22 protein-coding genes are annotated in these 21,695 nt (G+C 69.2%); 16 read left to right on the top strand and 6 right to left on the bottom strand.

What is annotated here, in order from left to right:
* The first annotated feature begins 27 nt into the window (after nt 1–27).
* The 5 genes from fabB (at nt 28) to V5F63_RS21400 (ending at nt 4,821) form a co-directional block, all read left to right on the top strand.
* Nucleotides 28–1,245 (top strand): beta-ketoacyl-ACP synthase I, encoded by a 1,218-nt coding sequence (gene fabB / locus V5F63_RS21420; RefSeq protein ID WP_209485501.1) that lies wholly within the window; start codon nt 28–30, stop codon nt 1,243–1,245.
* Nucleotides 1,246–1,383: 138 nt separating this feature from the next.
* Nucleotides 1,384–2,232 (top strand): enoyl-ACP reductase FabI, encoded by an 849-nt coding sequence (gene fabI, locus V5F63_RS21415; RefSeq protein WP_209485499.1) that lies wholly within the window; start codon nt 1,384–1,386, stop codon nt 2,230–2,232.
* Between the two features lie 7 nt (nt 2,233–2,239).
* Nucleotides 2,240–2,866 carry a DsbA family protein gene (locus tag V5F63_RS21410; RefSeq protein ID WP_394101153.1) on the top strand — a complete coding sequence of 209 codons (627 nt, stop codon included), beginning with the start codon at nt 2,240–2,242 and terminating at the stop codon, nt 2,864–2,866.
* A gap of 149 nt (nt 2,867–3,015) precedes the next feature.
* Nucleotides 3,016–3,780, top strand: a complete 765-nt coding sequence (locus V5F63_RS21405) for a bestrophin-like domain (protein ID WP_394101154.1) — start codon at nt 3,016–3,018, stop codon at nt 3,778–3,780.
* 150 nt (nt 3,781–3,930) lie between these two features.
* Complete coding sequence (locus V5F63_RS21400; protein ID WP_394101155.1) at nt 3,931–4,821, top strand: cation diffusion facilitator family transporter; 891 nt, start codon at nt 3,931–3,933, stop codon at nt 4,819–4,821.
* Nucleotides 4,822–4,828: 7 nt separating this feature from the next.
* Here V5F63_RS21400 and mog read toward each other — a convergent pair whose 3' ends face one another.
* The 3 genes from mog to V5F63_RS21385 form a co-directional block, all read right to left on the bottom strand.
* The gene (mog, locus tag V5F63_RS21395; RefSeq protein ID WP_209485491.1) at nt 4,829–5,362 is read right to left on the bottom strand and encodes a molybdopterin adenylyltransferase; all 534 of its coding nucleotides are present in this window, start codon (nt 5,360–5,362) and stop codon (nt 4,829–4,831) included.
* A gap of 211 nt (nt 5,363–5,573) precedes the next feature.
* Nucleotides 5,574–5,780, bottom strand: a complete 207-nt coding sequence (locus V5F63_RS21390) for a TOBE domain-containing protein (RefSeq protein ID WP_209485489.1) — start codon at nt 5,778–5,780, stop codon at nt 5,574–5,576.
* A 268-nt stretch (nt 5,781–6,048) separates the two neighbouring features.
* Entirely contained in the window at nt 6,049–7,755 is a 1,707-nt protein-coding gene (locus tag V5F63_RS21385; protein WP_394101156.1) for an AAA family ATPase, read from the bottom strand.
* Nucleotides 7,756–8,225: 470 nt separating this feature from the next.
* On the opposite strand from V5F63_RS21385, the gene V5F63_RS21380 reads away from it, so the two are divergent.
* The 7 genes from V5F63_RS21380 to V5F63_RS21350 all read left to right on the top strand — a co-directional run bounded on the left by V5F63_RS21380 (nt 8,226) and on the right by V5F63_RS21350 (nt 14,150).
* Nucleotides 8,226–9,098 (top strand): branched-chain amino acid ABC transporter permease, encoded by an 873-nt coding sequence (locus V5F63_RS21380; protein ID WP_394028768.1) that lies wholly within the window; start codon nt 8,226–8,228, stop codon nt 9,096–9,098.
* The gene (locus tag V5F63_RS21375) at nt 9,098–9,934 is read left to right on the top strand and encodes a branched-chain amino acid ABC transporter permease (protein ID WP_394101157.1); all 837 of its coding nucleotides are present in this window, start codon (nt 9,098–9,100) and stop codon (nt 9,932–9,934) included. The genes V5F63_RS21380 and V5F63_RS21375 overlap by 1 nt, the downstream gene beginning before the upstream one ends.
* Nucleotides 9,934–10,707, top strand: coding sequence for an ABC transporter ATP-binding protein (locus V5F63_RS21370; RefSeq protein WP_209485483.1), 774 nt, complete (start codon nt 9,934–9,936; stop codon nt 10,705–10,707). The genes V5F63_RS21375 and V5F63_RS21370 overlap by 1 nt, the downstream gene beginning before the upstream one ends.
* Before the next feature lie 3 nt (nt 10,708–10,710).
* Nucleotides 10,711–11,436: an ABC transporter ATP-binding protein gene (locus V5F63_RS21365; protein ID WP_394101158.1), complete on the top strand. Its 726-nt coding sequence runs from the start codon at nt 10,711–10,713 to the stop codon at nt 11,434–11,436.
* A 29-nt stretch (nt 11,437–11,465) separates the two neighbouring features.
* Entirely contained in the window at nt 11,466–12,638 is a 1,173-nt protein-coding gene (locus V5F63_RS21360; RefSeq protein WP_209485479.1) for an ABC transporter substrate-binding protein, read from the top strand.
* A gap of 90 nt (nt 12,639–12,728) precedes the next feature.
* Nucleotides 12,729–13,412 (top strand): DUF2848 domain-containing protein, encoded by a 684-nt coding sequence (locus tag V5F63_RS21355; protein ID WP_394101159.1) that lies wholly within the window; start codon nt 12,729–12,731, stop codon nt 13,410–13,412.
* A gap of 42 nt (nt 13,413–13,454) precedes the next feature.
* On the top strand, nt 13,455–14,150 hold the full coding sequence (locus V5F63_RS21350; RefSeq protein WP_394028766.1) for a GntR family transcriptional regulator: 696 nt from the start codon (nt 13,455–13,457) through the stop codon (nt 14,148–14,150).
* Here V5F63_RS21350 and V5F63_RS21345 read toward each other — a convergent pair.
* From V5F63_RS21345 to V5F63_RS21335, 3 genes are all read right to left on the bottom strand, one after another.
* Nucleotides 14,147–15,451 carry a methyltransferase domain-containing protein gene (locus tag V5F63_RS21345; protein ID WP_394101160.1) on the bottom strand — a complete coding sequence of 435 codons (1,305 nt, stop codon included), beginning with the start codon at nt 15,449–15,451 and terminating at the stop codon, nt 14,147–14,149. The two genes, V5F63_RS21350 and V5F63_RS21345, sit on opposite strands and share 4 nt — an antisense overlap.
* A gap of 95 nt (nt 15,452–15,546) precedes the next feature.
* Nucleotides 15,547–16,260 carry a 4'-phosphopantetheinyl transferase family protein gene (locus V5F63_RS21340; protein WP_394101161.1) on the bottom strand — a complete coding sequence of 238 codons (714 nt, stop codon included), beginning with the start codon at nt 16,258–16,260 and terminating at the stop codon, nt 15,547–15,549.
* Nucleotides 16,253–16,954, bottom strand: coding sequence for a thioesterase II family protein (locus V5F63_RS21335; protein WP_209485469.1), 702 nt, complete (start codon nt 16,952–16,954; stop codon nt 16,253–16,255). Before V5F63_RS21335 ends, V5F63_RS21340 begins: the two co-directional genes overlap by 8 nt.
* 302 nt (nt 16,955–17,256) lie before the next feature.
* Between V5F63_RS21335 and V5F63_RS21330 the strand changes: the two genes are divergently transcribed.
* From V5F63_RS21330 to V5F63_RS21315, 4 genes are all read left to right on the top strand, one after another.
* Nucleotides 17,257–18,066, top strand: a complete 810-nt coding sequence (locus tag V5F63_RS21330; RefSeq protein ID WP_209485467.1) for an ABC transporter permease — start codon at nt 17,257–17,259, stop codon at nt 18,064–18,066.
* A 10-nt stretch (nt 18,067–18,076) separates the two neighbouring features.
* Complete coding sequence (locus tag V5F63_RS21325) at nt 18,077–18,898, top strand: ABC transporter ATP-binding protein (protein ID WP_394028761.1); 822 nt, start codon at nt 18,077–18,079, stop codon at nt 18,896–18,898.
* Nucleotides 18,899–18,985: 87 nt separating this feature from the next.
* On the top strand, nt 18,986–20,398 hold the full coding sequence (locus V5F63_RS21320; protein WP_394101162.1) for an enolase C-terminal domain-like protein: 1,413 nt from the start codon (nt 18,986–18,988) through the stop codon (nt 20,396–20,398).
* A gap of 31 nt (nt 20,399–20,429) precedes the next feature.
* Nucleotides 20,430–21,623 (top strand): dihydrodipicolinate synthase family protein, encoded by a 1,194-nt coding sequence (locus V5F63_RS21315; RefSeq protein WP_394101163.1) that lies wholly within the window; start codon nt 20,430–20,432, stop codon nt 21,621–21,623.
* Nucleotides 21,624–21,695 lie beyond the last annotated feature (72 nt).

Raw genomic sequence — 21,695 nt, 5'->3', positions numbered from 1 at the left:
CTGGGTGCACTCCAATGGGGATTTGACATGCGGCGCGTCGTCGTCACCGGGATGGGCATCGTCTCGTCCATCGGCAACAACACGCAGGAGGTTCTTGCCAGCCTGCGCGAAGCCAAGAGCGGTATTTCCTTCGCCGAGGACTATTCCCGGCTCGGATTCCGCTCCCAGGTGCACGGTGCGCCGACCCTGAACGCGGAAGAGGTCGTCGACCGCCGCGCCATGCGCTTCCACGGCGGCGGCACCGCCTGGAACCACGTGGCCATGGAGCAGGCCATCCGCGATTCGGGCCTGGAGCCGAACGAGGTCTCCAACATCCGCACCGGCCTGGTCATGGGATCGGGCGGCTCCTCCACCAAGACCATCGTGGATTCGGCCGACATCACCCGCGAGAAGGGGCCGAAGCGCGTCGGCCCGTTCGCGGTGCCCAAGGCCATGGGCTCCACCGCCTCGGCGACGCTCTCGACCTGGTTCAAGATCAAGGGCCTGAGCTATTCCATCTCGGCCGCCTGCGCGACCACCAACATCTGCATCGGCAACGCCTACGAGCTGATCCAGTACGGCAAGCAGGACATCATCTTCGCCGGCGGCTGCGAGGATCTGCACTGGACCCTCTCCGTGCTGTTCGACGGCATGGGCGCCATGTCGTCCAGCTACAACGACCGTCCGGCGGTGGCCTCCCGCGCCTATGACAAGAACCGCGACGGCTTCGTCATCTCCGGCGGCGCCGGCGTCCTCGTGCTCGAAGAGCTGGAGCATGCCAAGGCGCGCGGGGCGCGCATCTATGGCGAAATCGCCGGCTACGGCGCGACCTCCGACGGCGTGGACATGGTGGCCCCCTCGGGCGAGGGCGCCGAGCGCGCCATGAAGCTCGCCATCGCGGGCATCAAGGCGCCCATCGACTACATCAACCCGCACGCCACCTCGACCCCCATCGGCGATCTCAAGGAGATCGAGGCGATCCGCGCCGTGTTCGGCGACACGTGCCCGCCCATCTCGGCCACCAAGTCGCTCACCGGCCACTCGCAGGGCGCCACCGGCGTGCACGAGGCGATCTATTCCATCCTCATGATGCAGAACGGCTTCATCGCCGAGAGCGCCAACATCGAGGAGATGGACCCGGCCTTCGCCGACATGCCCATCGTGCGCCAGCGGGTGGATAACGTGACGCTCGGCCATGTGCTGTCCAACGGCTTCGGCTTCGGCGGCACCAACGCCAGCCTCGTCATCAAGCACGTCGACGCGTGACGGTGCTGGACGCCTGAGCGCTCCGCCTGAAGGCGGCGGTCAGGATTGGTCATCAATGGTGAGGCGGCGCCGGCCGGAACGCGATGGCGTGGCCGGGCGCCGTCTGCTATCGGCGTCTCAGGCGCGAGAGGGTAGGTTATGCAGGACCTGATGAAGGGCAAGCGCGGCCTGGTGATGGGTGTCGCCAACGATCATTCCATCGCCTGGGGCATCGCCAAGGCGCTGGCGGGTCAGGGCGCGGAACTCGCCTTCACCTACCAGGGCGAGCAGGTGGCCAAGCGCGTCAAGCCGCTGGCATCGAGCGTCGGCTCCTCCCTCATGCTGCCGTGCGACGTGGAAGACCTCGCCAGCGTGGACGCGGTGTTCGCCGCGCTGAAGGAGGCCTGGGGCAGCATCGACTTCCTCGTCCACGCCGTCGCCTTCTCCGACAAGTCCGAGCTGAAGGGCCGCTATGCCGACACCAGCCGGGAGAACTTCTCCCGCACCATGGTGATCTCCTGCTTCTCCTTCACCGAGATCGCCAAGCGCGCCGCCGCGCTGATGACCGAGGGCGGCTCGCTGATTACCCTCACCTATGGCGGCTCCACCCGCGTCATGCCCAATTACAATGTGATGGGCGTGGCCAAGGCGGCGCTGGAAGCCTCGGTGCGGTATCTCGCAGCGGATTTCGGCCCCGTGGGCATCCGCGTCAACGCCATCTCCGCCGGCCCGGTACGCACTCTGGCGGGTGCCGGCATCGCCGATGCGCGGGTGATGTTCAATTACCAGAAGCGCCACGCCCCCCTGCGCCGCACGGTCAGCATCGAGGAGGTGGGCGGCTCGGCCCTCTATCTCCTCTCCGACCTTTCGGCCGGCGTGACCGGCGAGGTCCATTTCGTCGATTCCGGCTACAACATCATCTCCATGCCGCACCCGGACGTGCTGAAGGCGCAGGAGGATGCGGAGGCGCAAGCCGCTTCCGAGGTGCCGACCAAGGCGGCCGAATAGGACGGGCATGGGCGTGCCCTTCCGCCCGCTCTCCCGCCGGGAACTGCTCGCCGCCTGTGCCGGGCTGATCGCGGTCGCGGCATCCCCCGCCTTCGCCGATCCCCTCTCCCCCGAGGCGCGCAAGCTGCTGGACGCCATGCCCGGCAAGGCGGTGCTGGGGGCGGAGAAGACCACCCCCCTCGTCACCGAGCTGGTGGATTTCAACGCCCCCGACTGGCGCCGCTCCGCATTCGACATGCGCGAGCTGCTCGCCGGCGATGCGAAGCTCGCCTATGCCATCGTGCAGACGCCGCGCGTGGGCGTGGGCTCCATCGAGGCGGCACGGGTGGCGCTGGCGGTGCTCGCCATGCAGCCGGCGAAGTTCGGCGACTTCTATTTGGCGCTCGCCGCCACCACCGGCGAGATCGAGGGGGTGAAGGCGCTGAACGTGGTGCGCGCCGAGGGGCTGGACCACTACAAGGTGTTCCGCGCCGCCAACCAGCCGGACATCACCGACATCCTTACCCAAGGTGTGGCGCTGGCCGCCGCGCTGAGGGTGCTGGAAACCCCCGCCTATGTGATCGGTGCGGAGGTGATCGCCGGCTACGCGGACCTCGCCCGCAAGCGGGCGCTGATCGCCGCCGCCGCCCGCTGATCGCCGCCCCGGCTCCCGTTGCGGCAAAGCGGGGGCGCGCGATTTTCTTTCTTTACGCTGCAAAGCCGGCGTCGTATCGGGCGAACGTTCGGTCGCCTGCGCCGATCGTCCGACAAAAGCTGAACGGACGTGCAGGCCGGGGGGAAGCCATGCAGGCGTGGCAGGTCGCGATACTGGTCTTTCTCGCGCTCGAGGGCGGGGCGCTGTTCGGCATGGGCTCGCAGCGCTGGCTGAAGGCGCATCACCTCTCCAAGGAGACGCAGGAGGCGGTGAAGCTGGGCGTCGGCATGGTGGCGGCCATGGCGTCACTGATCCTCGGCCTGATGACCGCCTCGGTGAAGGGCAATTTCGACACCACCGGCAAGGACGTGCAGCAATATGCGACGTTCCTCACCATCCTCGATGCCACGCTCCAGCACTACGGCCCCGCGGCCAGGCCGGCGCGCGATGCGCTGCGCGCCTACACGGTCCACGCCATGAACGAGACCTGGCCTGCGCCCAATGGTGCGCCGGTGATGGTCGCCAGCTTCGATTCGGAGCTGATGCTGGAGCGCGTCGGCCACGAGATCCGCATCCTTGATCCCGCCGGTCCCGAGCAGACCGATCTCAAGGCGGAGGCGCTCGACCGGTTCAAGTCGCTCAACGCGCTGCGCTGGACGCTGATCGCCGAGGCCGTCACCGAGATCCCGCCGGTCTTCATCGTCGTGCTGATCGTCTGGCTGACGCTGATCTTCGCCAGCTTCGGGCTGTTCTCGCCCGTGAACCTGGTCTCGCTCATCGTCTTTCCCCTGTGCTCGCTGTCGCTGGCCGGCGCCATTTTCCTGATCCTGGAGATGAGCTCCCCGTTCGACGGCGTCATCATGGTGGGGCCGGAAGCCATCCAGCGCGCGCTCGAGCACATGAAGCTGCCCTGAGGGGCGGTGTAACGCGGGTGTAACCTCCCGCGTGTCCGGGAGTGCGACCCCGGCGCGGTTGCGCCGGGGCGTGGGGTTCTGTACGTCCTGCCGACCGCCGGGGACGGACCCGCGGGACCGCCCCCGACGGTTCGCAGAATGGAGGCCGACATGAGCCGCAAGGTGCTCTGGATCGCGGCGGCGAGCGTGCTCGTCGGTGCCATCGTCCTCGGCCTGAAGACGCTGGCCTGGTGGGTCACCGGCTCGGTGGCGCTGCTGTCGGATGCGCTGGAAAGCATCATCAACGTCGCCGCCTCGGCCGCCGCGCTGTTCGCCATCACGGTGTCCGCGCGTCCCGCCGACGACAACCACCAGTTCGGCCACCACAAGGCGGAATATCTCTCCGCCGTGCTGGAAGGCGTGCTGGTGGTGGTGGCGGCCGTCACCATCATGCGGGAGGCCTATTTCGGCTTCCTCGACCCGCGCCTGCCCGACCAGCCGTTCACCGGCATGCTCATCAACGGCGCGGCGACGGTCATCAACGCCATCTGGTGCGTCGTGCTGCTGCGGGTGGGCAAGGCCATGCGCTCGCCGGCCCTGGTCGCCGACGGCCGGCATGTGCTGACCGATGTGGTCACCTCCGGCGGCGTGCTGATCGGCTTCGTGCTGGTGCCCGTCACCGGCTGGCCGGTGCTCGATCCGCTGATTGCCGGCCTCGTGGCGCTCAATGTGCTGTGGACCGGCTGGTCGCTCATGAAGGAATCCGTGGGCGGCCTGATGGATGCCGCCCCGCCGCCGGACGTGGTGGCGCGCATCCGCGAGCTGGTCTCGCTCCACGCCGCCGGCGCCATCGAGGCGCACGATCTGCGCACCCGCCATGCCGGGCGCATCACCTTCGTGGAGTTCCACCTCGTGGTGCCTGGCGACATGACGGTGGCCGCCGCCCACGACATCTGCGACCGCATCGAGAACGCCTTCGAGCGCGACATGGACGATGCGATCATCACCATCCATGTGGAGCCCGAGGGCGAGGCCAAGCACCGCGGCGTGGTGGTGGTCTGAGGCTGCCTTACGCGCCTTTCGGCCGGAAGGCGGCGCACACGTCGGGGTCGGTCTCGATCCGCCCGGCGCCGATGAGGTCCAGGCAATAGGGAATGGCCGGGAACACCGCCGAAAGGCACACGGCGATGGAGGCCGGCTTGCCCGGCAGGTTCACGATCAGCGTCTTGCCGCGCACGCCGGCCTCCTGCCGCGACAGGATGGCGGTGGGCACCTCATTCAGGCTGATGCGCCGCATCTGCTCGCCGAAGCCGGCGAGCGGCTTCTCGATCACCGCCGCCATGGCCTCCGGCGTGAGATCGCGCGGGGAAGGGCCGGTGCCCCCCGTGGTGCAGATGAGGTCCATGCGCTCGTCGTCGCAGAGGGCGATGAGGGTGTCGCGCACGCTCTCGAACCCATCCGGGATGATCCGGTAATCGGAGACCCAGGGGCTGGTGATGGCGTGGCGCAGCCAGGCCTCGATGGCCGGGCCGCTCAGATCCTCATAGGTGCCGGCGCTGGCGCGGTCCGAGATGGTGACGATGCCGATGCGGACGGGAGTCATGGGCGGGCGATGAACCTGATGGGAGCTTCGCCTGCCAGTCTAGAGCGTTTCCCCACCTCACGGAATCGGGGAAACACCCTGGAGCCCCGCGCCGGCGCATTTCTTCACGCGCGCCGGCGTGCGCTTCGCTGAAGGCTGCGCCGGAAGCCGGGCCGGACCGACGGTAACAAGGTGCGCGCCGCCCCCGTCCCCCGCTGCGCGCGTCGTGGCGTCAGATGACCGCGACGATGACGTCCGACGACTTGACGATGGCCGTCGCCTCTCCGCCAACCTTCAGGCCCAGATCCTGGACGGCCTCGTTGGTGATGGAGGCGGTGACCCTGAGGCCGTTCACGTCGATCACCACATGCGCGGTGGTCGCGCCGACCTTGATGTCGGTAATGGTGCCGGTGAAGGCATTGCGTGCCGAAACCTTCATGTGCCTGATCCTTCTGCCGCTTTCCGGGACCTCCGTGGTGGCCGGGCGCAGACCGCGCGGGACCACGAACCGGAGGCCAGGCCGTGCCATACCACCGGGACGAGCCTCATGCTAGTTCCAATTGGATATAGCTTTATCGAAGGCCGGACGCGGTGCCGAGCGGCGGCACGTTCAGGGCGGGGGGATGGCCCGCCGCGTAAAAGAGCCCGCCCGAGGACCGGGCGGGCCAAGTTCCGCAAGGGGAATGGCGCCAGGCCGACGGCCGGAATCAGGCCATCGGCGGCACGTCCAGCGCGCGGAAGATGGCGCAGCGGCGGAAGGCGTCGATGGTGGGCGGCTCGCCCTTCTGCGAGCAGTATTTCGCCACCAGCTTGGCGAGGCCCTTGATGTCGCGGCCGGAGGTTTCCGGGAACATCTCCACCAGCGTGTCGATGAGGTCATTGGAGAGGATGAGGCCGAACTGGTCGCACATGACGCGCCAGATCTTCCGCCGGTCGTCCGGGCCGGGGGAGTGATATTTGATGAGGGCGATGCAGCGCGAGACGATGGCCTCGTCGATGTCGTCCACCCGGTTGGTGGTGAGGAACAGGAGGCCGTTGAAGTATTCGAGCACGCGCAGGAACACGCCCACCACCGCATTCATGGTGAGGTTATCCTGCCGGCGCTTGATGTAGACGTCCGCCTCGTCGATCAGCATCACCGCGCCCCAGCGCTGGGCGCGCGTCAACGCATCCTTCAGGGCCTGCTCCATGTGGGCCACGTCGAGGCCGAGCTGGCCGGAATGCACGCGGTAGAGCGGGCGCTGGATGATCTCGGAATAGACCTCGGCGGTGAGCGTCTTGCCGACGCCGGGCGGGCCGGCGCAGAGCACGGTGGTGCCGCCGGACTTACCCACCACCACGTCATCCATCAGCGTGTTCATCTCGGCGGTGAGAATGTCGATGAGGTCGGTCTGCTCCGGCGGCAGCACCAGCTTCTGCTTGAGTTCCGGGTGGTATTCGTAAGGTTTTATGTCGTCCACATGCACCCACACATGGTGGTGCAGCTCCAGATGGAACATCAGGATCAGCGGATGGACGGGCATGTCGGTGAAGGCACCCTTGGGGATGCTGTCCTTCGCCGCGCGCAGGGCCTCGTCCACCGCCATGTGGAAGAGGTTCTGCTTGTCTGCCTTCTTCACGATCTTGTCCAGGAAGAAGCCGGAGGTCTCGGTGCCCAGCGTGCGCTCGCCGAGCAGTTCCTCGTCATTCACCAGCCGCGCCTCGCTGCCGGAGGAGGACAGCACGACGGTGGATTTGCGCGCCCAGTCGGTGTCGCGCCGGTTGGCCGTGGGGTCCTCGGCGAAGAGGCCCGTGCCGCGGCCGGAGAACTGCTGGCCATAGCGGCCGCGCCATTCGAAATAGCGCACCATCTGGTCGTCGAAGGAGGCAAGCAGCCCCTCGTCCTCCATCAGCCAGCCCTTGGCCGCGAGCGTGCCGGGGATGGTGAGGCCGCGCAGATCCTTGGAGCGGATCAGCAGGTTCTCCACATGGGTCTTGCCGCGGTTGTTGGCCTTCAGTTCAACGATCAGCCGCCCGGCCTCCTCCTCGCCGGGGGGCGTGTAGTCGAGGCGGGTGATGAGATAGGGCTCGGGCTTGCCCGCCGGGTTCATGCGGAACAGCCAGCCGCGGATGCAGTGCTTGACGAAATAGAGCGCGATGGCCCCCGCCAGATCTTCCAGCTCGTCCGGGCTGAAACGCCGGCCGTCGTCGCGGAACACGCCGACGAGATTGGCGAGCTGCTCCTCCTGTCCGCGAATGGTGGTGCCGCCCGTCCGCAGCACCAGTTCGTGCAGGTGGGCCAGCTCGTCGGGATTCAGCGCGTCGAGGCCCAGCTCCATGCGGCTCGAAAGACGCGGCTGGGCGAGGAGGTGCGCCTGGTCCGGGAAGGCGTCCACCAGGCTTTCGACCACCAGGCGTTCGACGATGAGTTTCATGGGGCAGCCTCATGTCTCGAACGATGTCGGGGCTTCGACATTTTTGGCCGACCTGTGACACGCCCTGGCATCGCGAACGGGGATGAAGGGCCGTGAGCAAGATCGGGGCCGCCGCCACGCGGTGGCGTCGGTCCGGCGCGGCAGGCAGGTCACAGGGTAAGGCGGCTCTGCCGCAGGCGTGGGCAGGCGGGCGCCTGCGGCAAGGGCAGGCGATGGCCACGCATTCCTGTGGAATCCCCGCAAGCCTATGAGGATTCAGAGCGGGGCCAGCCAGGGACCATGCTGCAATGCAGTGAAATCCGCCTGAAATTTCAGCTTGAAGCCTCGGGCGAAATAGCTTTGTATCAAAACTAATCGCTGCCCCGCTTCCGTAAGGTCCGTTCGTCGCAAGGCTCGTCCTTCGATGGCGACGATCGGGGGGAAGGGCGGCGCCCGCGTCACGGCGTACGAGAGGAAGGTTGCCCCGGCCCATGCTCGCGCAGCAGATCGTCAACGGCCTCATGCTTGGGGCCATCTACATGCTGGTGGCGGTGGCCTTCACCCTCGCCATCGGCGTGCTGAACTTCCTCAATTTCTCGCTCCCCGGCCTGTTCATGGTGGGCGGCATGCTCGCCTTCGGGCTGATGAAGGCGGGCTGGCCCTTCCTTCTCGCCGCGGCGGGCGCGCTGGCGGCGGCGGCGTTCGTGTCGCTCCTGGTGGAGCGCTTCGCCTACCGGCCCATGCAGGGCGGCGATCCGGAGGTGCCGCTGGTCTCCTCCCTCGGCTTTCTGGTGCTGCTCGAAAACCTGATGCTGATCCAGTACGGCTCGGACCAGCAGGCCTTCCCGGCCCTGCTCCCCGATCTCAACATCCGCCTCGGCGGCCTCGTCATCGGCATCGCGCAGCTCATCTCGCTGGCGCTCTCCCTCGGCCTCGTGACGTTCCTGTCCTGGTATCTGTCCTCCACCGCCGGCGGCCGGCGCATCCGCACCGTGGCGGAGAACCGGGAGACGGCGCTGCTCATGGGCATCGACATCTCCCGCCTCGTGCCGCAGCTCTTCATTGCCTCGGCGCTGCTGGCGGCGCTGGCCGGCATCCTGTTCGCGGTGAACTACCAGCAGGTGTCGCCCTTCATGGGCGAGGGCGTCGGCTTCAAGGGCGTCGCGGCCATGATCGTCGGCGGCATGGGCTCCATCTGGGGCGCGGTGCTGGGCGGGCTGGTCATCGGCCTCGCGGAGGTGTTGTCCATCTCCTTCATCGGCGCGGACGTGGTGAACATCTCCGTCTACGGCCTGCTCCTCCTCATCCTCATCGTGCGTCCGCAGGGCCTCATGGGCCGCGCCGCCAGCCGGGAGAAGCTCTGATGAGCGGCTATCTGACGGGCGTCCTCGTCGTCCTCGCCTTCAATGTCATCGCCGCCTATGCGGTCTACCTGCCGCTCGCGGCGGGGCAATTGAACCTCGGCATCGCCGGCTTCATGGCCATCGGCGCCTATGCCTCGGCCTTCCTCACCAACGAATATATGTGGCCCATGTGGGCGGCGATCCCGCTCGGCGCGGGGCTGGCGGGGCTGGTGGGCCTGCTCATCGGCGTCCCGGTGCTGCGCACCCACGGCATCTATCTGGCCATGGCGACCTTCGCCCTCGGGCAGGTGATCTCCGCCGTCTTCCTCAATCTGGAAGTGGTGGGCGGCGCCGCGGGCTATCCCGTCACCGATTATGCCGGCCCTTACGTGGTCTATGCGTCGGCGGCGGGCGTGGTGGTGCTGATGCTGCTCATCTCCCGCACCCGCTTCGCGCTCTGCCTCACGGCGGTGAAGAGCGACGCGACGGTGGCGGACCTGCTCGGCGTCTCCGTGCGCGGCATGAAGGTGGCCGCCTTCGCGCTGGGGGCGGCGGTGGCCGGTTTCGGCGGCGGGCTCTACGCGCATCATTACAATTTCGTCGAGGCGCAGCATTTCAACGTGCTGCTCTCGGTCTTCACCGTGCTCTACGTGCTGTTCGGCGGCACGCAGACCGTGTGGGGGCCGCTGGTGGGCGCCGCCTTCTTCACCTTGGTGCCGGAGCTGCTGCGCGCCTCCGACCAGTGGCGCTACGCCCTCTTCGCCGTCTTCATCATCCTGTTCATGGCCGTGCGGCCGCAGGGGCTGGTGACGTCGTCCCTGTTCCGCCTGTTCCGGCGCAAGGCGGAGGCCGCGTGATGAGTGCCGCAACCTCCGCTGCCCTTGCCATCTCCGGCCTGTCGAAGTCCTTCGCCGGCGTGCGCGCCATCCGCGATCTGTCCTTCACCGTGCCGAAGGGCGTCACCACCGCCCTCATCGGCCCCAACGGGGCGGGCAAGACCACGGTGTTCAACCTCGTCAGCGGCGTCTATGGCGTCGATGCCGGGCGCATCGAGGTGAACGGGCAGGACGTGACGCACATGCCGTCGCGCAAGCGCATCTCCACCGGAGTCGCCCGCTCGTTCCAGAACATCCGGCTGATGCCGCACCTCTCGGTGCTGGAAAACCTGCTGGTGGGCCAGCACGTGCGCGCTTCTTCCCTCGGCGCGCTGCTCACCCCCTACCGCCTCTTTCCCAACCACCGCTGGAAGCGCGAGGCGCGCGCCGCGCTGGAGGAGAGCGGCCTCGGCCGCTGGGGCGACGAGATGGTGAGCGCGCTGCCGTATGGGGTCAGGAAGCGCATCGACCTCGTGCGCGCGACGCTGGCCGGCGCGAGCCTTCTGATGCTCGACGAGCCCGCCGCCGGTCTCAATCCCAGCGAGACGAATGCGCTGCGCGATCATCTCAGGGCGCTGATGGCGAAGGGCGTCACCCTCCTCGTGGTGGAGCACGACATGCACTTCGTGGATTCGATCTGCGAGAACGTGGTGGTGCTGAATTTCGGCGAGAAGATCGCCGAAGGCCCGCTCTCCCGCGTGCGGCAGGAGAAGCTGGTGCGCGAGGCCTATATCGGCACGGACGAGGAGGCCTGAACCATGGCGCTGCTCGAAGTCTCCGGCCTCTCCGTCGCCTATGGCCGCGTCGCGGCCCTCTCGGACGTCTCGCTCACCGTGAACGAGGGCGAGGTGGTCACCGTGCTCGGTGCCAATGGCGCGGGCAAGTCCACTTTGCTCAAGGCCATCCTCGGCGCCGTGCCGGCCAAGGCGGGCGGCATCGCCTTCGCGGAAACCGACATCACCCGCCTGCCGCCGCACCGGCGCATGGGGGCGGGGCTGGTGCTGGTGCCGGAAGGCCGGCGCATCCTCATCACCCTCACCGTCGAAGAAAACCTCAGGCTCGGCGCCCACATGCGGCGCGACACGGCGGCGGTGGAGCGGGAGATGGCGGCCATCTACGACCGCTTCCCCAACCTCGCCGAGCGCCGCCACATGGCCGCTTCCTGCCTCTCCGGCGGCGAGCAGCAGATGCTGGCCATCGGCCGCGCCATGATGGCGAAGCCCCGCCTGATGATGCTGGACGAGCCGTCGCTGGGCCTCTCGCCGCTGTTCGTCTCCAAGCTGTTCGATCTCATCCGCGAATTGAACACGGACGGGCTCTCCGTGCTGCTCGTGGAGCAGAACACCGGCAAGGCGCTCAAGGCCGCCCATTCGGCCACCGTGCTCGAACTCGGCCGCGTCGCCATGGCCGGCGCGCCGGAGGTGCTCGCGGCCGATCCCCGTTTGCAGGACGCGTATCTGGGCGGCGGGTCGGCCGCCCACTGAAACAACAAACCTTCAAAGGAGAACGGGACATGAAGAAGAGCGTGCTGTTCGGCGCCGGCCTCCTGGCGGCGCTGGTCGCCTCCGGTGCCGCGCGGGCCGAGGGCGAACTGGTCCTCGGCTACATGATGGCCAAGAGCGGCCCCTATGTGAGCCTCGCCAACACCAATGAGGTGGCCGTCGACATGGCGGTAGAGGAGATCAACGCCAAGGGCGGCATCAACGGCAAGAAGATCAAGGTGGTGAAGTTCGACACCGCCGGCGATCCCAAGCAGGCGACCACCGCGCTGCGCTCCTTCGCGCAGGATGCCAATGCGCTCGCCGTCATCGGCCCGTTCTCGTCCTCGGAAGTGCGCACCACCTTCCCGGTGGGCGAGCGCGAGGGCATCGCCCAGATGTCCATGGCCTCCTCGGCGCCGGGCCTCACCAAGGGCTTCACCTACGGCTTCCGCAACACCACGGACGAGGGCAAGGTCATCGACCAGGTGCTCGCCTCCATCAAGGACAAGAAGCTGCCCATGGCTTCGGGCGCGGCGGCCTATGCCACGGACGACGTGGTGTCCAAGTCCATCGGCACCGTGGTGGTGCCCAAGATGTTCGAGAAGTACGCCATCCCCTCCAAGGGCTCGGTGGACTTCCAGCTCGCCGCCTTCGACCTGTCGCCCCAGGTGGCGCAGCTGAAGCAGATGGCGCCGGATATCGTCGGCCTCGGCTCGCCGCCCGAGGGCGCGGTGAACCTCGCCAAGGAGCTGAAGCGCCAGGGCGTCTCCACCCGCATCGTCGGCGGCACCACCATCGCCGATCCCGAGCTGCCCAAGCGCATGGACGGTGCAGGCGACAACCTCACCATCGGCACCACCTTCTTCCCCGAGGTGAACGCGACCACCAAGGCCTTCACCGCCGAGTTCGGCAAGCGCACCAAGGCGGCGGGCATGACCCGCACCGATCCGAACCAGATGGACGCCTCGGTCTACGACATCGTCTATCTCTATTCCGAGGCGATGAAGCGCGCGGGCGTCACCGGCGACAAGGCGAAGCTCGCCGAGGAGCGCGCCGCCATCCGCGACCAGCTCGCCAAGCTGAAGGACTACCAGGCGCTCGAGGGCGCCATCTCCTTCACCGACGGCGACGCCGTTAAGCCCGTCTACATCCTCGAGGTGAAGGGCGGAAAGTGGACCCTGCTCGACACGCGCACGCCGAACTGACCTCGGCGCGAGCGTGCGGCCGGCGCCTCCTTTGCCTCCCCCTTTCGGAGGCGCCGGCCTCTTTCCCAGTTTCCTGAACGAGAGATTCCGATGGGCACGAAGATCACCTTCACCCTCCACGCCGGCGGCGAGAGCCGCACGGAGACGATCGACATCCGCCATGCGGTGATCGCGGGCTGGACCGGCCGCGACAAGGTCGCGCTGGAGAAGCACATCGTGGAGCTGGAGGAGCTGGGCGTCGCCCGCCCGGCCTCGACACCTATCTATTACCGCGTCGCCGCCGCCCGCTTCACCACGGCGGGCGCGATCGAATCCACCGGCCCCGAGTCGTCCGGCGAGGTGGAGTTCATGATCCTTCAGGCGGGCGGGCGCCGCTGGCTCGGCGTCGGCTCCGATCATACCGACCGCAAGGTCGAGACCTACGGCATCACCGTGTCCAAGCAGATGTGCGACAAGCCCATCGCCGCCGACCTCTGGGCGCTGGACGAGGTGCTGCCGCACTGGGACAGCCTGCTCATCCGCTCCCATGCCGTCATCGACGGGGCGCGCGTGGTCTACCAGCAGGGTTCGGTTGCGGCGATGCTGCCGCCGCAGGAGATCATCGCCGGCTATGAGCCGGGCTTTGGCGACGGCACCGCCATGTTCTGCGGCACGCTCGCGGCCATCGGCGGCATCCGCCCGGCCGAGCGGTTCGAGTTCGAGATCGAGGACCCGGTGCTGGGCCGGATCATCCGTCATGGGTATGATGTGACCGTCCTGCCCGTCGCCGGCTGAGCGCGGTCAGGCAAAAGGGCAGGGGCAACTGGGAGGGGCGCCATGCAGCTCGACGCGCGCGACATGGATCACGCCATGCCGGAGGAGCCCGGGCCGGGCCGCCTCGAGGTCCGCTCCCTGCGCGACACCGCCTATGAGGCCATCAAGCAGCGCATCATCATGTGCGCCTTCCGTCCCGGCGAGGCGCTGAGCGAGGCGCAGGTGGCGGCCTCCCTCGGTCTCGGCCGCACGCCGGTGCGGCAGGCCTTCGACCGGCTGATGCGCGACGGCCTGGTGGAGGTGCTGCCGCGCAAGGGCATCATCGTGCGTCCCATCACGCAGGACGAGGTGCGCGACATGGTGGAGGTGCGCCTCCTCAACGAGAGCTTCTGCGCCCGCCTCGCCGCCGAGCGGGCGGATGCAGGAGTCATCACTGCGCTGAAGGAGAACGTGCGCCGGGGCACCGCCGCCGCGGGGGACGGGGACATCACCGAGCTGATGGCCCTCGACCGCGAATTCCACCTCACGATTTCCGGCGGCGCGCGCAATCCGGTGCTGGGCGAGATATTGCGCAATCTGCACGAGCGGGCGCAGCGGGTGTGGTTCGTCTCCCTGCGCGATGTCGCCCACCACCGCCGCGTGGTGGATGAGCACGCCGCCATCGTCGACACGCTGGCCGCCCGCGACGCCGACGCCGCCGAGCAGGCCACCCGCGCCCACATCCTCTCCTTCGCCGAGAACCTCAACCGGCAGCTTTAGGCCGGCCTCGTGCCCACCACCCCGTGGTGGGGGAAGGTGACGAACAGCTTGCCCTCGGCCTCGGCCTGCGCGAGGGCGGCCCGGAAGACCTCAAGCTCCCCGGCGGAGAGCCGCGGCTCCAGCCGGCCAACCACGAAGCGCCAGAAGCTGCTGCCGGTCTCGAAGGACGGCATGGCCGGACCGGGCACGAGATCGACAAGCCCCGCCGCGCGCATCCGCCGGTAGAGGCTCGCATCGGCGACGCCGCCGGGCGAGACCATGGGCGGCACGACCTCCACCTTGGTCCGGATTGCGTCCGGCAGATCGGCACTGAAGACGTGCCGGCCGTCGATGGCGCGGACGATGACGCCGACGCGCCCGCCGGGCTTCACCACGCGGATCAGCTCGGCGATGGCGCGGTCGGCGTCGCACTCTTCCAGCACTGTCACGCTGTAGGCATGGTCGAAACTGGCGTCGGCGAACGGCAGGTGCTCGGCATCCGCCTCGCGAAAGGTGATGCGATCGGACAGTCCGGCGGTGGCGGCGAGGTCCGCGCCCTCCCGCACCATGTAGGGGTTGATGTCGCAGGCCGTGACGTGGCCTGCCCGCCGGGCCGCGATCCGCGCCAGCGCGCCTGAGCCCGTGCCCACGTCAAGCACCTGATCCGCCGGGCCGGGAGCGATGATGTCGAGGAGCGTCGTGAACATGCCCCGATAGCTGGGGCTCGACGCGCGGTCCTCCAGCAGGGCGACGCCGCCGAGATGCGCGCCGCCCAGGCGGATCACGGTGAACTCCGCCGCGAGGCGGGGCAGCGCCGCGTCCCACTGGGTGGGGGCGAGAAAGAGGGGGAAGAGCACCAGCGCCGGCCCCGATCCGCGCATGTCATAGCTGATGCCCGCATGGGCGCCGCTTTCGGGGGCGCGGTCGCGCGTGCTGGCCGCGCCCGGCAGGTCCTTGAGGGCGGCGATCACCTCGTCGGTGCGGTCGCGCACATGATCCGCCCATCCCGGCTGCGCATAGCCTTCGAGCACGCGCCGGCGGCTCTCGGGCAGGGCAGCCGCGATCACGGCGGCGATCTGGGACGAGGTGCCGCCATCTCCGGCGAGCACTGTCAGGCGGTCGGCCACGTCCGCGAAGGCCGCGGGCTCGCAGCCCACCGGCTCGTGGAACAGGAGGCCGGCGATGCGCCCCGGATGGGCCGCGGCGAAGCCCGCGAGGCTGCCCGGCATCTGCGTCGCCACATGAGCGGCCTCGATCCCCAGATGATCCCACAGGGCCGCCAGCCGGTCGGCAAGGCTCAAAGCGTGCGTGTCCCTCGACATCGTGCCCCTCCGCATCTTCGATCCCGGTTCGACCGGACCGCCATCGGCCATGCTAGAGCATCCGGACGACAGCATTTCCGGACAGCGCGTAGCCCTCAGCCGGCGATGCGCTCCCACCCCGCTCCGGCGGAGCGGAACAGCAGCGGGGCCTCCACCTCCACGGCGAAGGCGTAGGCGGCGGCGGGCAAAGCGCCGCTGCCGGTGAGGAAGGCGCGGCCGGCGCGCACCACGAGGCCGCCGCGCTCGGGCAGGCGCACGCCGCGCGCGTCGCCGGCGAGGCCTTCCCCCGTCGCCTTCAGCACCGCTTCCTTCCCGCACCATGCGCGCAGGGCCGAAGCGGCGCGGTCGGTCTCGGGGGCGGCGGACCAGCGGACGCGGTCGTCCTCATGCATGAAATCGGGGGCGAGGCGGGTCCACAGGTCCAGCCCGCGCGCCTTTTCCACATCGATCCCGATGGCGCCGCCACGGGCGAGCCCGACCGCCACCCAGTCGCCGGAATGGGTCAGGTTGAAGTCGATGTCGGAGGGCGCCGCCAGTTCCGGCCGCCCGTTCGTCCCGCGCGCCACGCACACCTCGGCCGGCGCGCGGCCGAGGGCGGCGCCGAGCAGGGTGCGCGCGAGGCTCCAGGCGGCGCGGCGGGCGGCGCGGTCGTCGGCCTTCACATGGCGGGCGATGCGCGCGTCCTCGTCGGGCGGCAACGCGATATCGAGGTCGGGATTGATGAGGGCATCGGTGACGCGCGCGATGGCGAGGAGGCTCGCGCCCGGCGCGAGGCGCGCGGCGTCCACCGGGGTTGACGCCTCAGGCACGGGCGGCGCGCCAGACGGGGAGGGTGCGCTTGAGCAGCGTGAGGAGGCGCTCCTCGTCCTCGCGCACGAAGAAATGGCCGCCGGGCCAGATGTCCACCGCCACCGGGCCTGCGATCAGCTCGCGCCAGGCATGCAGGCTCGGCTCGGGGGTTGCGGGATCGTCGGCGCCGCCGAGGATCACCGCCGGGCAGGCCAGCGCCGGGCCGGGGGTGAAGGCGTAGGTGTCCACCATGCGGAAATCGGCCTTCAGCGCCGGCAGCGTCATGGCGAGGATTTCGGGACGGCGGAACAGCGCGTCGGGTGTGCCGCCGATGCGCTTCAGCTCCTCGATCAGCGCGGCATCGCTCATCAGATGGCGGTCGAGCCGGGGAAACGGCAGGTGCGGCGCCGCCCGGCCGGAGAGCACGAGGCCGGCGACAGTGACGCCGTGGCGGGCGAGCGCCCGCGCCGTCTCGAAGGCGAGCAGCGCGCCCATGGAATGGCCGTAGAGCACCACCGGCACCGGACGGTGGGCGAGGGGCGCGGCGATGTCCTCGGCCAGCGCCGGAAGGCTCGTCGGCAAAGGCGCGCCGTGGCGGCTGCCGCGACCGGGAAGCTCGGGGCTGTCCACGGTGGCGAGGCCCAGCAGCGCGGCCTTCCAGGTGCGGTAGAGCACGGCGGAGCCGCCGGCATGGGGCAGGCAGACGAGGCGCACGGCTCAGGCCTTCGCGCCAGGGCGCGGTAGCGGCCGTGTGTCTGGACAGCGACGCGGCATCGTGGAAGCCTCCCGCTACCGAGATAAGCTGGAAAGCGCGACCGGCTCAAGGCTTTCGCTGCGGTGCGGCAGAAGTTGCAACGGGAAAAGCGGCGGCAAAAGCCGTCCTGCGCTACCTCGGTGCGGTTTCACTCCGCCTTGGCGGGCTTGACAACGGACGCCGCGGGAAATGTAATTCACTAGTTAGTTAAAAACGGGACCGCAGAGTCCCGGCCGGATCAAACCAAAAGGGAGGAAGCCGCATGGCGTCGCCGCGCCACAGGAATCCCGTGCTTGCCGTCATCGACGCGCCGTGGGCGCGGCCGCTGGGCCTGCTGGTGATCCTCATCGCCATCTGGGAGCTGTCGGTCCGCATCTTCCAGATCCCGGCCTATCTCATCCCCACCCCGTGGGATGTGATGCTCGCCTTCCGCAACGACGGCGCCATGCTGGCGCGCGAGGCGGTGCCGACCACCATCGCGACCCTCGCCGGCTTCGCGCTGTCGGCCGCCATCGGCATCCCGCTCGCCATGCTGATCGCCGGCTCGCGCACCATCGAGGCCTATCTCTACCCGCTGCTGGTGTTCTCCCAGTCCATCCCCAAGGTCGCCATCGCGCCCCTGTTCGTGGTGTGGTTCGGCTTCGGCATCGTGCCCAAGGTGATCTCCGCCTTCCTTCTGGGCGTGTTCCCGGTGGTGGTGGCCGGGGTGCAGGGCTTCAAGTCGGTGGAGGCGGACATGCGCGACCTCGCCCGCTCCATGAAGGCCTCGCGCCTCCAGACCTTCGCCATGGTGAGCCTGCCCCACGCCATGCCGGCCATCTTCGCCGGCCTCAAGGTGTCGGTGACGCTGGCGGTGGTGGGCGCGGTGGTGGGCGAGTTCGTGGGCTCGAATTCCGGCCTCGGCTTCGTGCTCCAGCGCTCCATCGGCAATTTCGAGCTGCCCACCATGTTCGCCGCCCTGATCGTGCTCGCGCTCATCGGCGTGGTGCTGTTCTGGGTGATCGACCTCGTCGAACGCCTTTTGGTCCCGTGGCATGCGAGCCAGCGCCATGACGTCTTCGTCACCGTCTGAGGAGGGCGCCATGGCCAGACCCAACACCCTGCGCGTGATCTCCCGCGACGACGGCGCGACCCGCCGCCGCCTCATCGACATCCGCGGCCTGTCCAAGACCTACCAGACCCGCGACGGCGAGGTGCCCTCGCTGAAGCCCATGGACCTCGACATCTCCGAGGGCGAGTTCATCTGCGTGGTCGGCCCCTCCGGCTGCGGCAAGTCCACGCTGCTGAAGCTGGTGGCGGGCCTCATCCCGGCCACGGCGGGCGAAATCCGCATCGACGGAAAGGCCGTGACCGAGCCGCCGGACGATGTGGGCATCGTGTTCCAGAGCCCGGTGCTGCTCGCCTGGCGCACCGTGCTGCGCAACGTGATGCTGCCGGTGGAGGTGCGCCGGCTCGACCGCGCGAGCCACCTGGAGCGCGCGCGCCAGCTCCTCAACACGGCGGGCCTCAACGGTTTCGAGAACAAATATCCCTGGCAGCTCTCCGGCGGCATGCAGCAGCGCGCCGCCATCTGCCGGGCGCTGGTGCACGACCCCAAGATCGTGCTCATGGACGAGCCGTTCGGCGCGCTCGACGCCATGACGCGCGAGAAGATGAATCTGGAACTCCAGCGCATCCAGCACGAGACCGGCAAGACCATCCTGCTCATCACCCACTCCATCCCCGAGGCGATCTTCCTCGCCGACCGGGTGGTGGTGATGACCGACCGGCCGGGCTCGGTGGCCGCCATCTATGACGTGCCGCTGCCCCGCCCGCGCTCTCTCGACATGATGGCGAGCCCGGTGTTCGCCGAACTCGCCAAGACCATCCGCGGACATTTCTACGCCCGCGGTCATCTGGACTGAGGAGCCGCGCCCGGCCCGGTCGCGGCCCGGGCGCACCTCGCTCAATCGCCGCGCGGGCTTTGGTCCCGCAGGACTGAGAGGACGAACATGCCCTTCCCGCGCGTCACCATCCGCGAGGTGGAGATCGGCGAGCGGCTGATGCCCTTCGTCCGCCCGTTCCGCTTCGGCCCCTCGGTGGTGGAGACGGCGCCGCAGGCCTTCGTGAAGGTGGCGGCCGAGGTGGAGGGCTTCGGCCCGGCGACCGGCATGGCCGCCGAGATGATGATGCCGCGCTGGTTCGACAAGGCGCCGGCGAAGAGCCCGCTCCACACGGTGGACGACCTGCGGCGCGGCCTCGCCCAGGCCGCGCGCGTCTATGCCAACGCGCTGCCCTCAAGCGCCTTCGGCCTGTCGGTGGCGGCGCGGGCGCCGCAGCTCATGTGGGGCAACCGCGAAGGTGTGCCGCCGCTCGCCGCTGGCTTCGGCCCGGCTCTCCTCGACAAGGCGGTGCTGGATGCGCTCCTGCGCGCCATGGGCCTCGGCCTCGTCGCCGGCCTGAAGCGCAACGTCATGGGGCTCGACGGGCGGCTCTCGCCCGATCTCACCGCCGGCCAGATCGGCGGCTTCCTCGCCGCGCTCACGCCGGCCCCGGCGGTGGCGCTGCGCCATACCGTCGGCCTCATGGACCCGCTCGACGGGCCGCACGGCCTCGCCGCCGAGATCGCCGCGGCGCGGCTCGCCTTCTTCAAGATCAAGATCGGCGGCGACCTCGCGGCTGACATCGCCCGGCTGGAGGAGATCGCCGCCATTCTCGCCGCCTCCGCCCCCGGCTATGCGGCGACGCTGGACGCCAACGAGCAGTACGACCCCGACCGCCTCATGGCCCTCGCCGAGGCGCTGAACGCCCCGCGCCTCGCCGCCTTCCGCGCGCGGCTTCTCTATATCGAGCAGCCGTTCGACCGCGCCGAGACCTTCGCCGCCCCGCTGCCGCCGCTGGATGGCCTGCCGGTCATCATCGACGAGGCGGACGATGCGCCGGATGCCTTCCCGCGCGCGGCGGCGCTCGGCTATCGCGGCGTCTCCTCCAAGAGTTGCAAGGGCCTCTACAAAGCCATCCTCAACGCCGCGCGGGTGAAGGCGTGGAACGCGGGCGGGGCGCGCGCGCCCTTCCTCATCTCGGCGGAAGACCTCACCTGCCAGCCCGGCCTCGGCATCGAGCAGGACACCGCGCTCGTCGCCGCCCTCGGCCTCGCCCATGGCGAGCGCAACGGCCACCATTATGTGGACGGCTTCGGCCCGGCGCCGGAGGGCGAGGCCCGCGCCTTCTTCGATGCCCATCCGGACCTCTACACCCAGCGAAACGGGCGGCTCGGCCTCGATGTCTCGCGCGGGCTCCTGCCCACCCGCGGCCTTCTGGAGGCGCCGGGCTTTGCCCGCGCCGCCGAACCCGACTGGACAAGCCTCACCCCCATCGCGCCGGCCGCGGTGCCCGAACCCATCCCGCACGGGACGCTCGCCTGAGCGACCGCGCCGCCTTTTCAGGATCGACACCATGAACGAGCACGCCCGCGCCACCGCCTTGTCCCTCCGCCTGCCGGTCGCCGGCGGGAGCCTTGAGACCTTCCGCCTCTCCGCCCCGCGCGATTTTCCCGCCCGTGCCTCCGGCCCCATGAACCGCATCGCCTTCTCCGCCGCCCATGTGGTGGCGGACCCGTTGAAGGACTGCGACCCGTGGCTCGACGCGGCCATCGACTGGGACCGCACCATCGCCTACCGCGCCCGCTTGTGGGACCTCGGGCTCGGCGTCGCGGAAGCCATGGACACCGCCCAGCGCGGCATGGGGCTGGACTGGCCGACCTCGCTGGAATTGATCCGCCGTTCGGTCGAAGCCGCGAAGGCGCACGGGCCGGAGGCGCTGGTCTTCTCCGGCGCCGGCACCGACCATCTCGCGCCTGAGGCGGCGACATCGCTGGACGACGTGATCCGCGCCTATGAGGAGCAGATCGCGGCGGTGGAGAAGGTGGGCGGGCGCATCATCCTCATGGCCTCGCGCGCGCTGGCCCGCGTGGCGAAGTCGCCGGAGGATTATGAGACGGTCTATGCCCGCGTGCTGTCGCAGGTGTCGGCGCCGGTCATCATCCACTGGCTCGGCGACATGTTCGATCCCGCGCTTGCCGGCTACTGGGGCACGCGCAATCTCGACGCGGCGATGGACACGGCGGTCGCCGTCATCAACGCCAATACGGCGAAGATCGACGGCGTGAAGATCTCCCTGCTCGACAAGGACAAGGAGATCGCCATGCGCCGCCGGCTGGACCCGGCCGTGCGCATGTATACGGGCGACGATTTCAACTATGCGGAGCTGATCGCCGGCGACGAACAGGGCCATTCCCACGCGCTGCTCGGCATCTTCGACGCCATCGCGCCGGCCGCCTCGGCCGCGCTCACCGCGCTGGCGGCGGGGGACACGGCGCGCTTCCACGACATCCTCGGGCCGACGGTGCCGCTGTCGCGGCACATCTTCAAGGCGCCGACGCGCTTCTACAAGACGGGCGTGGTCTTCATGGCCTATCTCAATGGCCATCAGGACCATTTCACCATGGTGGGCGGGCAGGAGAGCACCCGCTCCACGCTCCACCTCGCCGAGCTGTTCCGCCTCGCCGACGCGGCCGGCTTGCTTACCGATCCCGACCTCGCGCTCAGGCGCATGAAGGCGGTGCTGGCCGTGCGCGGCGTGGAGGGCTAATCCCACGCCTCAAGTGCTTCCGCCGCGCTTGTGCTTGTGCCAACTTCCCCAGCGGAGTGAACGGCGCGGGGC

It is taken from the genome of Xanthobacter wiegelii (assembly GCF_043193855.2).
GTDB classification, from domain to species: domain Bacteria; phylum Pseudomonadota; class Alphaproteobacteria; order Rhizobiales; family Xanthobacteraceae; genus Xanthobacter; species Xanthobacter flavus_A.
The sequence above is the reverse complement of the archived record's forward strand: the minus strand, read 5'-3'. Positions and strand labels throughout refer to the sequence as shown.

Excerpts from the sequence above, each read along its gene's own strand:
- fabB (WP_209485501.1), top strand. The coding sequence starts at position 28 with ATGCGGCGCGTCGTCGTCACCGGGATGGGCATCGTCTCGTCCATCGGC.
- fabI (WP_209485499.1), top strand. The coding sequence starts at position 1,384 with ATGCAGGACCTGATGAAGGGCAAGCGCGGCCTGGTGATGGGTGTCGCC.
- V5F63_RS21410 (WP_394101153.1), top strand. The coding sequence starts at position 2,240 with ATGGGCGTGCCCTTCCGCCCGCTCTCCCGCCGGGAACTGCTCGCCGCC.
- V5F63_RS21405 (WP_394101154.1), top strand. The coding sequence starts at position 3,016 with ATGCAGGCGTGGCAGGTCGCGATACTGGTCTTTCTCGCGCTCGAGGGC.
- V5F63_RS21400 (WP_394101155.1), top strand. The coding sequence starts at position 3,931 with ATGAGCCGCAAGGTGCTCTGGATCGCGGCGGCGAGCGTGCTCGTCGGT.
- mog (WP_209485491.1), bottom strand. The coding sequence starts at position 5,362 with ATGACTCCCGTCCGCATCGGCATCGTCACCATCTCGGACCGCGCCAGC.
- V5F63_RS21390 (WP_209485489.1), bottom strand. The coding sequence starts at position 5,780 with ATGAAGGTTTCGGCACGCAATGCCTTCACCGGCACCATTACCGACATC.
- V5F63_RS21385 (WP_394101156.1), bottom strand. The coding sequence starts at position 7,755 with ATGAAACTCATCGTCGAACGCCTGGTGGTCGAAAGCCTGGTGGACGCC.
- V5F63_RS21380 (WP_394028768.1), top strand. The coding sequence starts at position 8,226 with ATGCTCGCGCAGCAGATCGTCAACGGCCTCATGCTTGGGGCCATCTAC.
- V5F63_RS21375 (WP_394101157.1), top strand. The coding sequence starts at position 9,098 with ATGAGCGGCTATCTGACGGGCGTCCTCGTCGTCCTCGCCTTCAATGTC.
- V5F63_RS21370 (WP_209485483.1), top strand. The coding sequence starts at position 9,934 with ATGAGTGCCGCAACCTCCGCTGCCCTTGCCATCTCCGGCCTGTCGAAG.
- V5F63_RS21365 (WP_394101158.1), top strand. The coding sequence starts at position 10,711 with ATGGCGCTGCTCGAAGTCTCCGGCCTCTCCGTCGCCTATGGCCGCGTC.
- V5F63_RS21360 (WP_209485479.1), top strand. The coding sequence starts at position 11,466 with ATGAAGAAGAGCGTGCTGTTCGGCGCCGGCCTCCTGGCGGCGCTGGTC.
- V5F63_RS21355 (WP_394101159.1), top strand. The coding sequence starts at position 12,729 with ATGGGCACGAAGATCACCTTCACCCTCCACGCCGGCGGCGAGAGCCGC.
- V5F63_RS21350 (WP_394028766.1), top strand. The coding sequence starts at position 13,455 with ATGCAGCTCGACGCGCGCGACATGGATCACGCCATGCCGGAGGAGCCC.
- V5F63_RS21345 (WP_394101160.1), bottom strand. The coding sequence starts at position 15,451 with ATGTCGAGGGACACGCACGCTTTGAGCCTTGCCGACCGGCTGGCGGCC.
- V5F63_RS21330 (WP_209485467.1), top strand. The coding sequence starts at position 17,257 with ATGGCGTCGCCGCGCCACAGGAATCCCGTGCTTGCCGTCATCGACGCG.
- V5F63_RS21325 (WP_394028761.1), top strand. The coding sequence starts at position 18,077 with ATGGCCAGACCCAACACCCTGCGCGTGATCTCCCGCGACGACGGCGCG.
- V5F63_RS21320 (WP_394101162.1), top strand. The coding sequence starts at position 18,986 with ATGCCCTTCCCGCGCGTCACCATCCGCGAGGTGGAGATCGGCGAGCGG.
- V5F63_RS21315 (WP_394101163.1), top strand. The coding sequence starts at position 20,430 with ATGAACGAGCACGCCCGCGCCACCGCCTTGTCCCTCCGCCTGCCGGTC.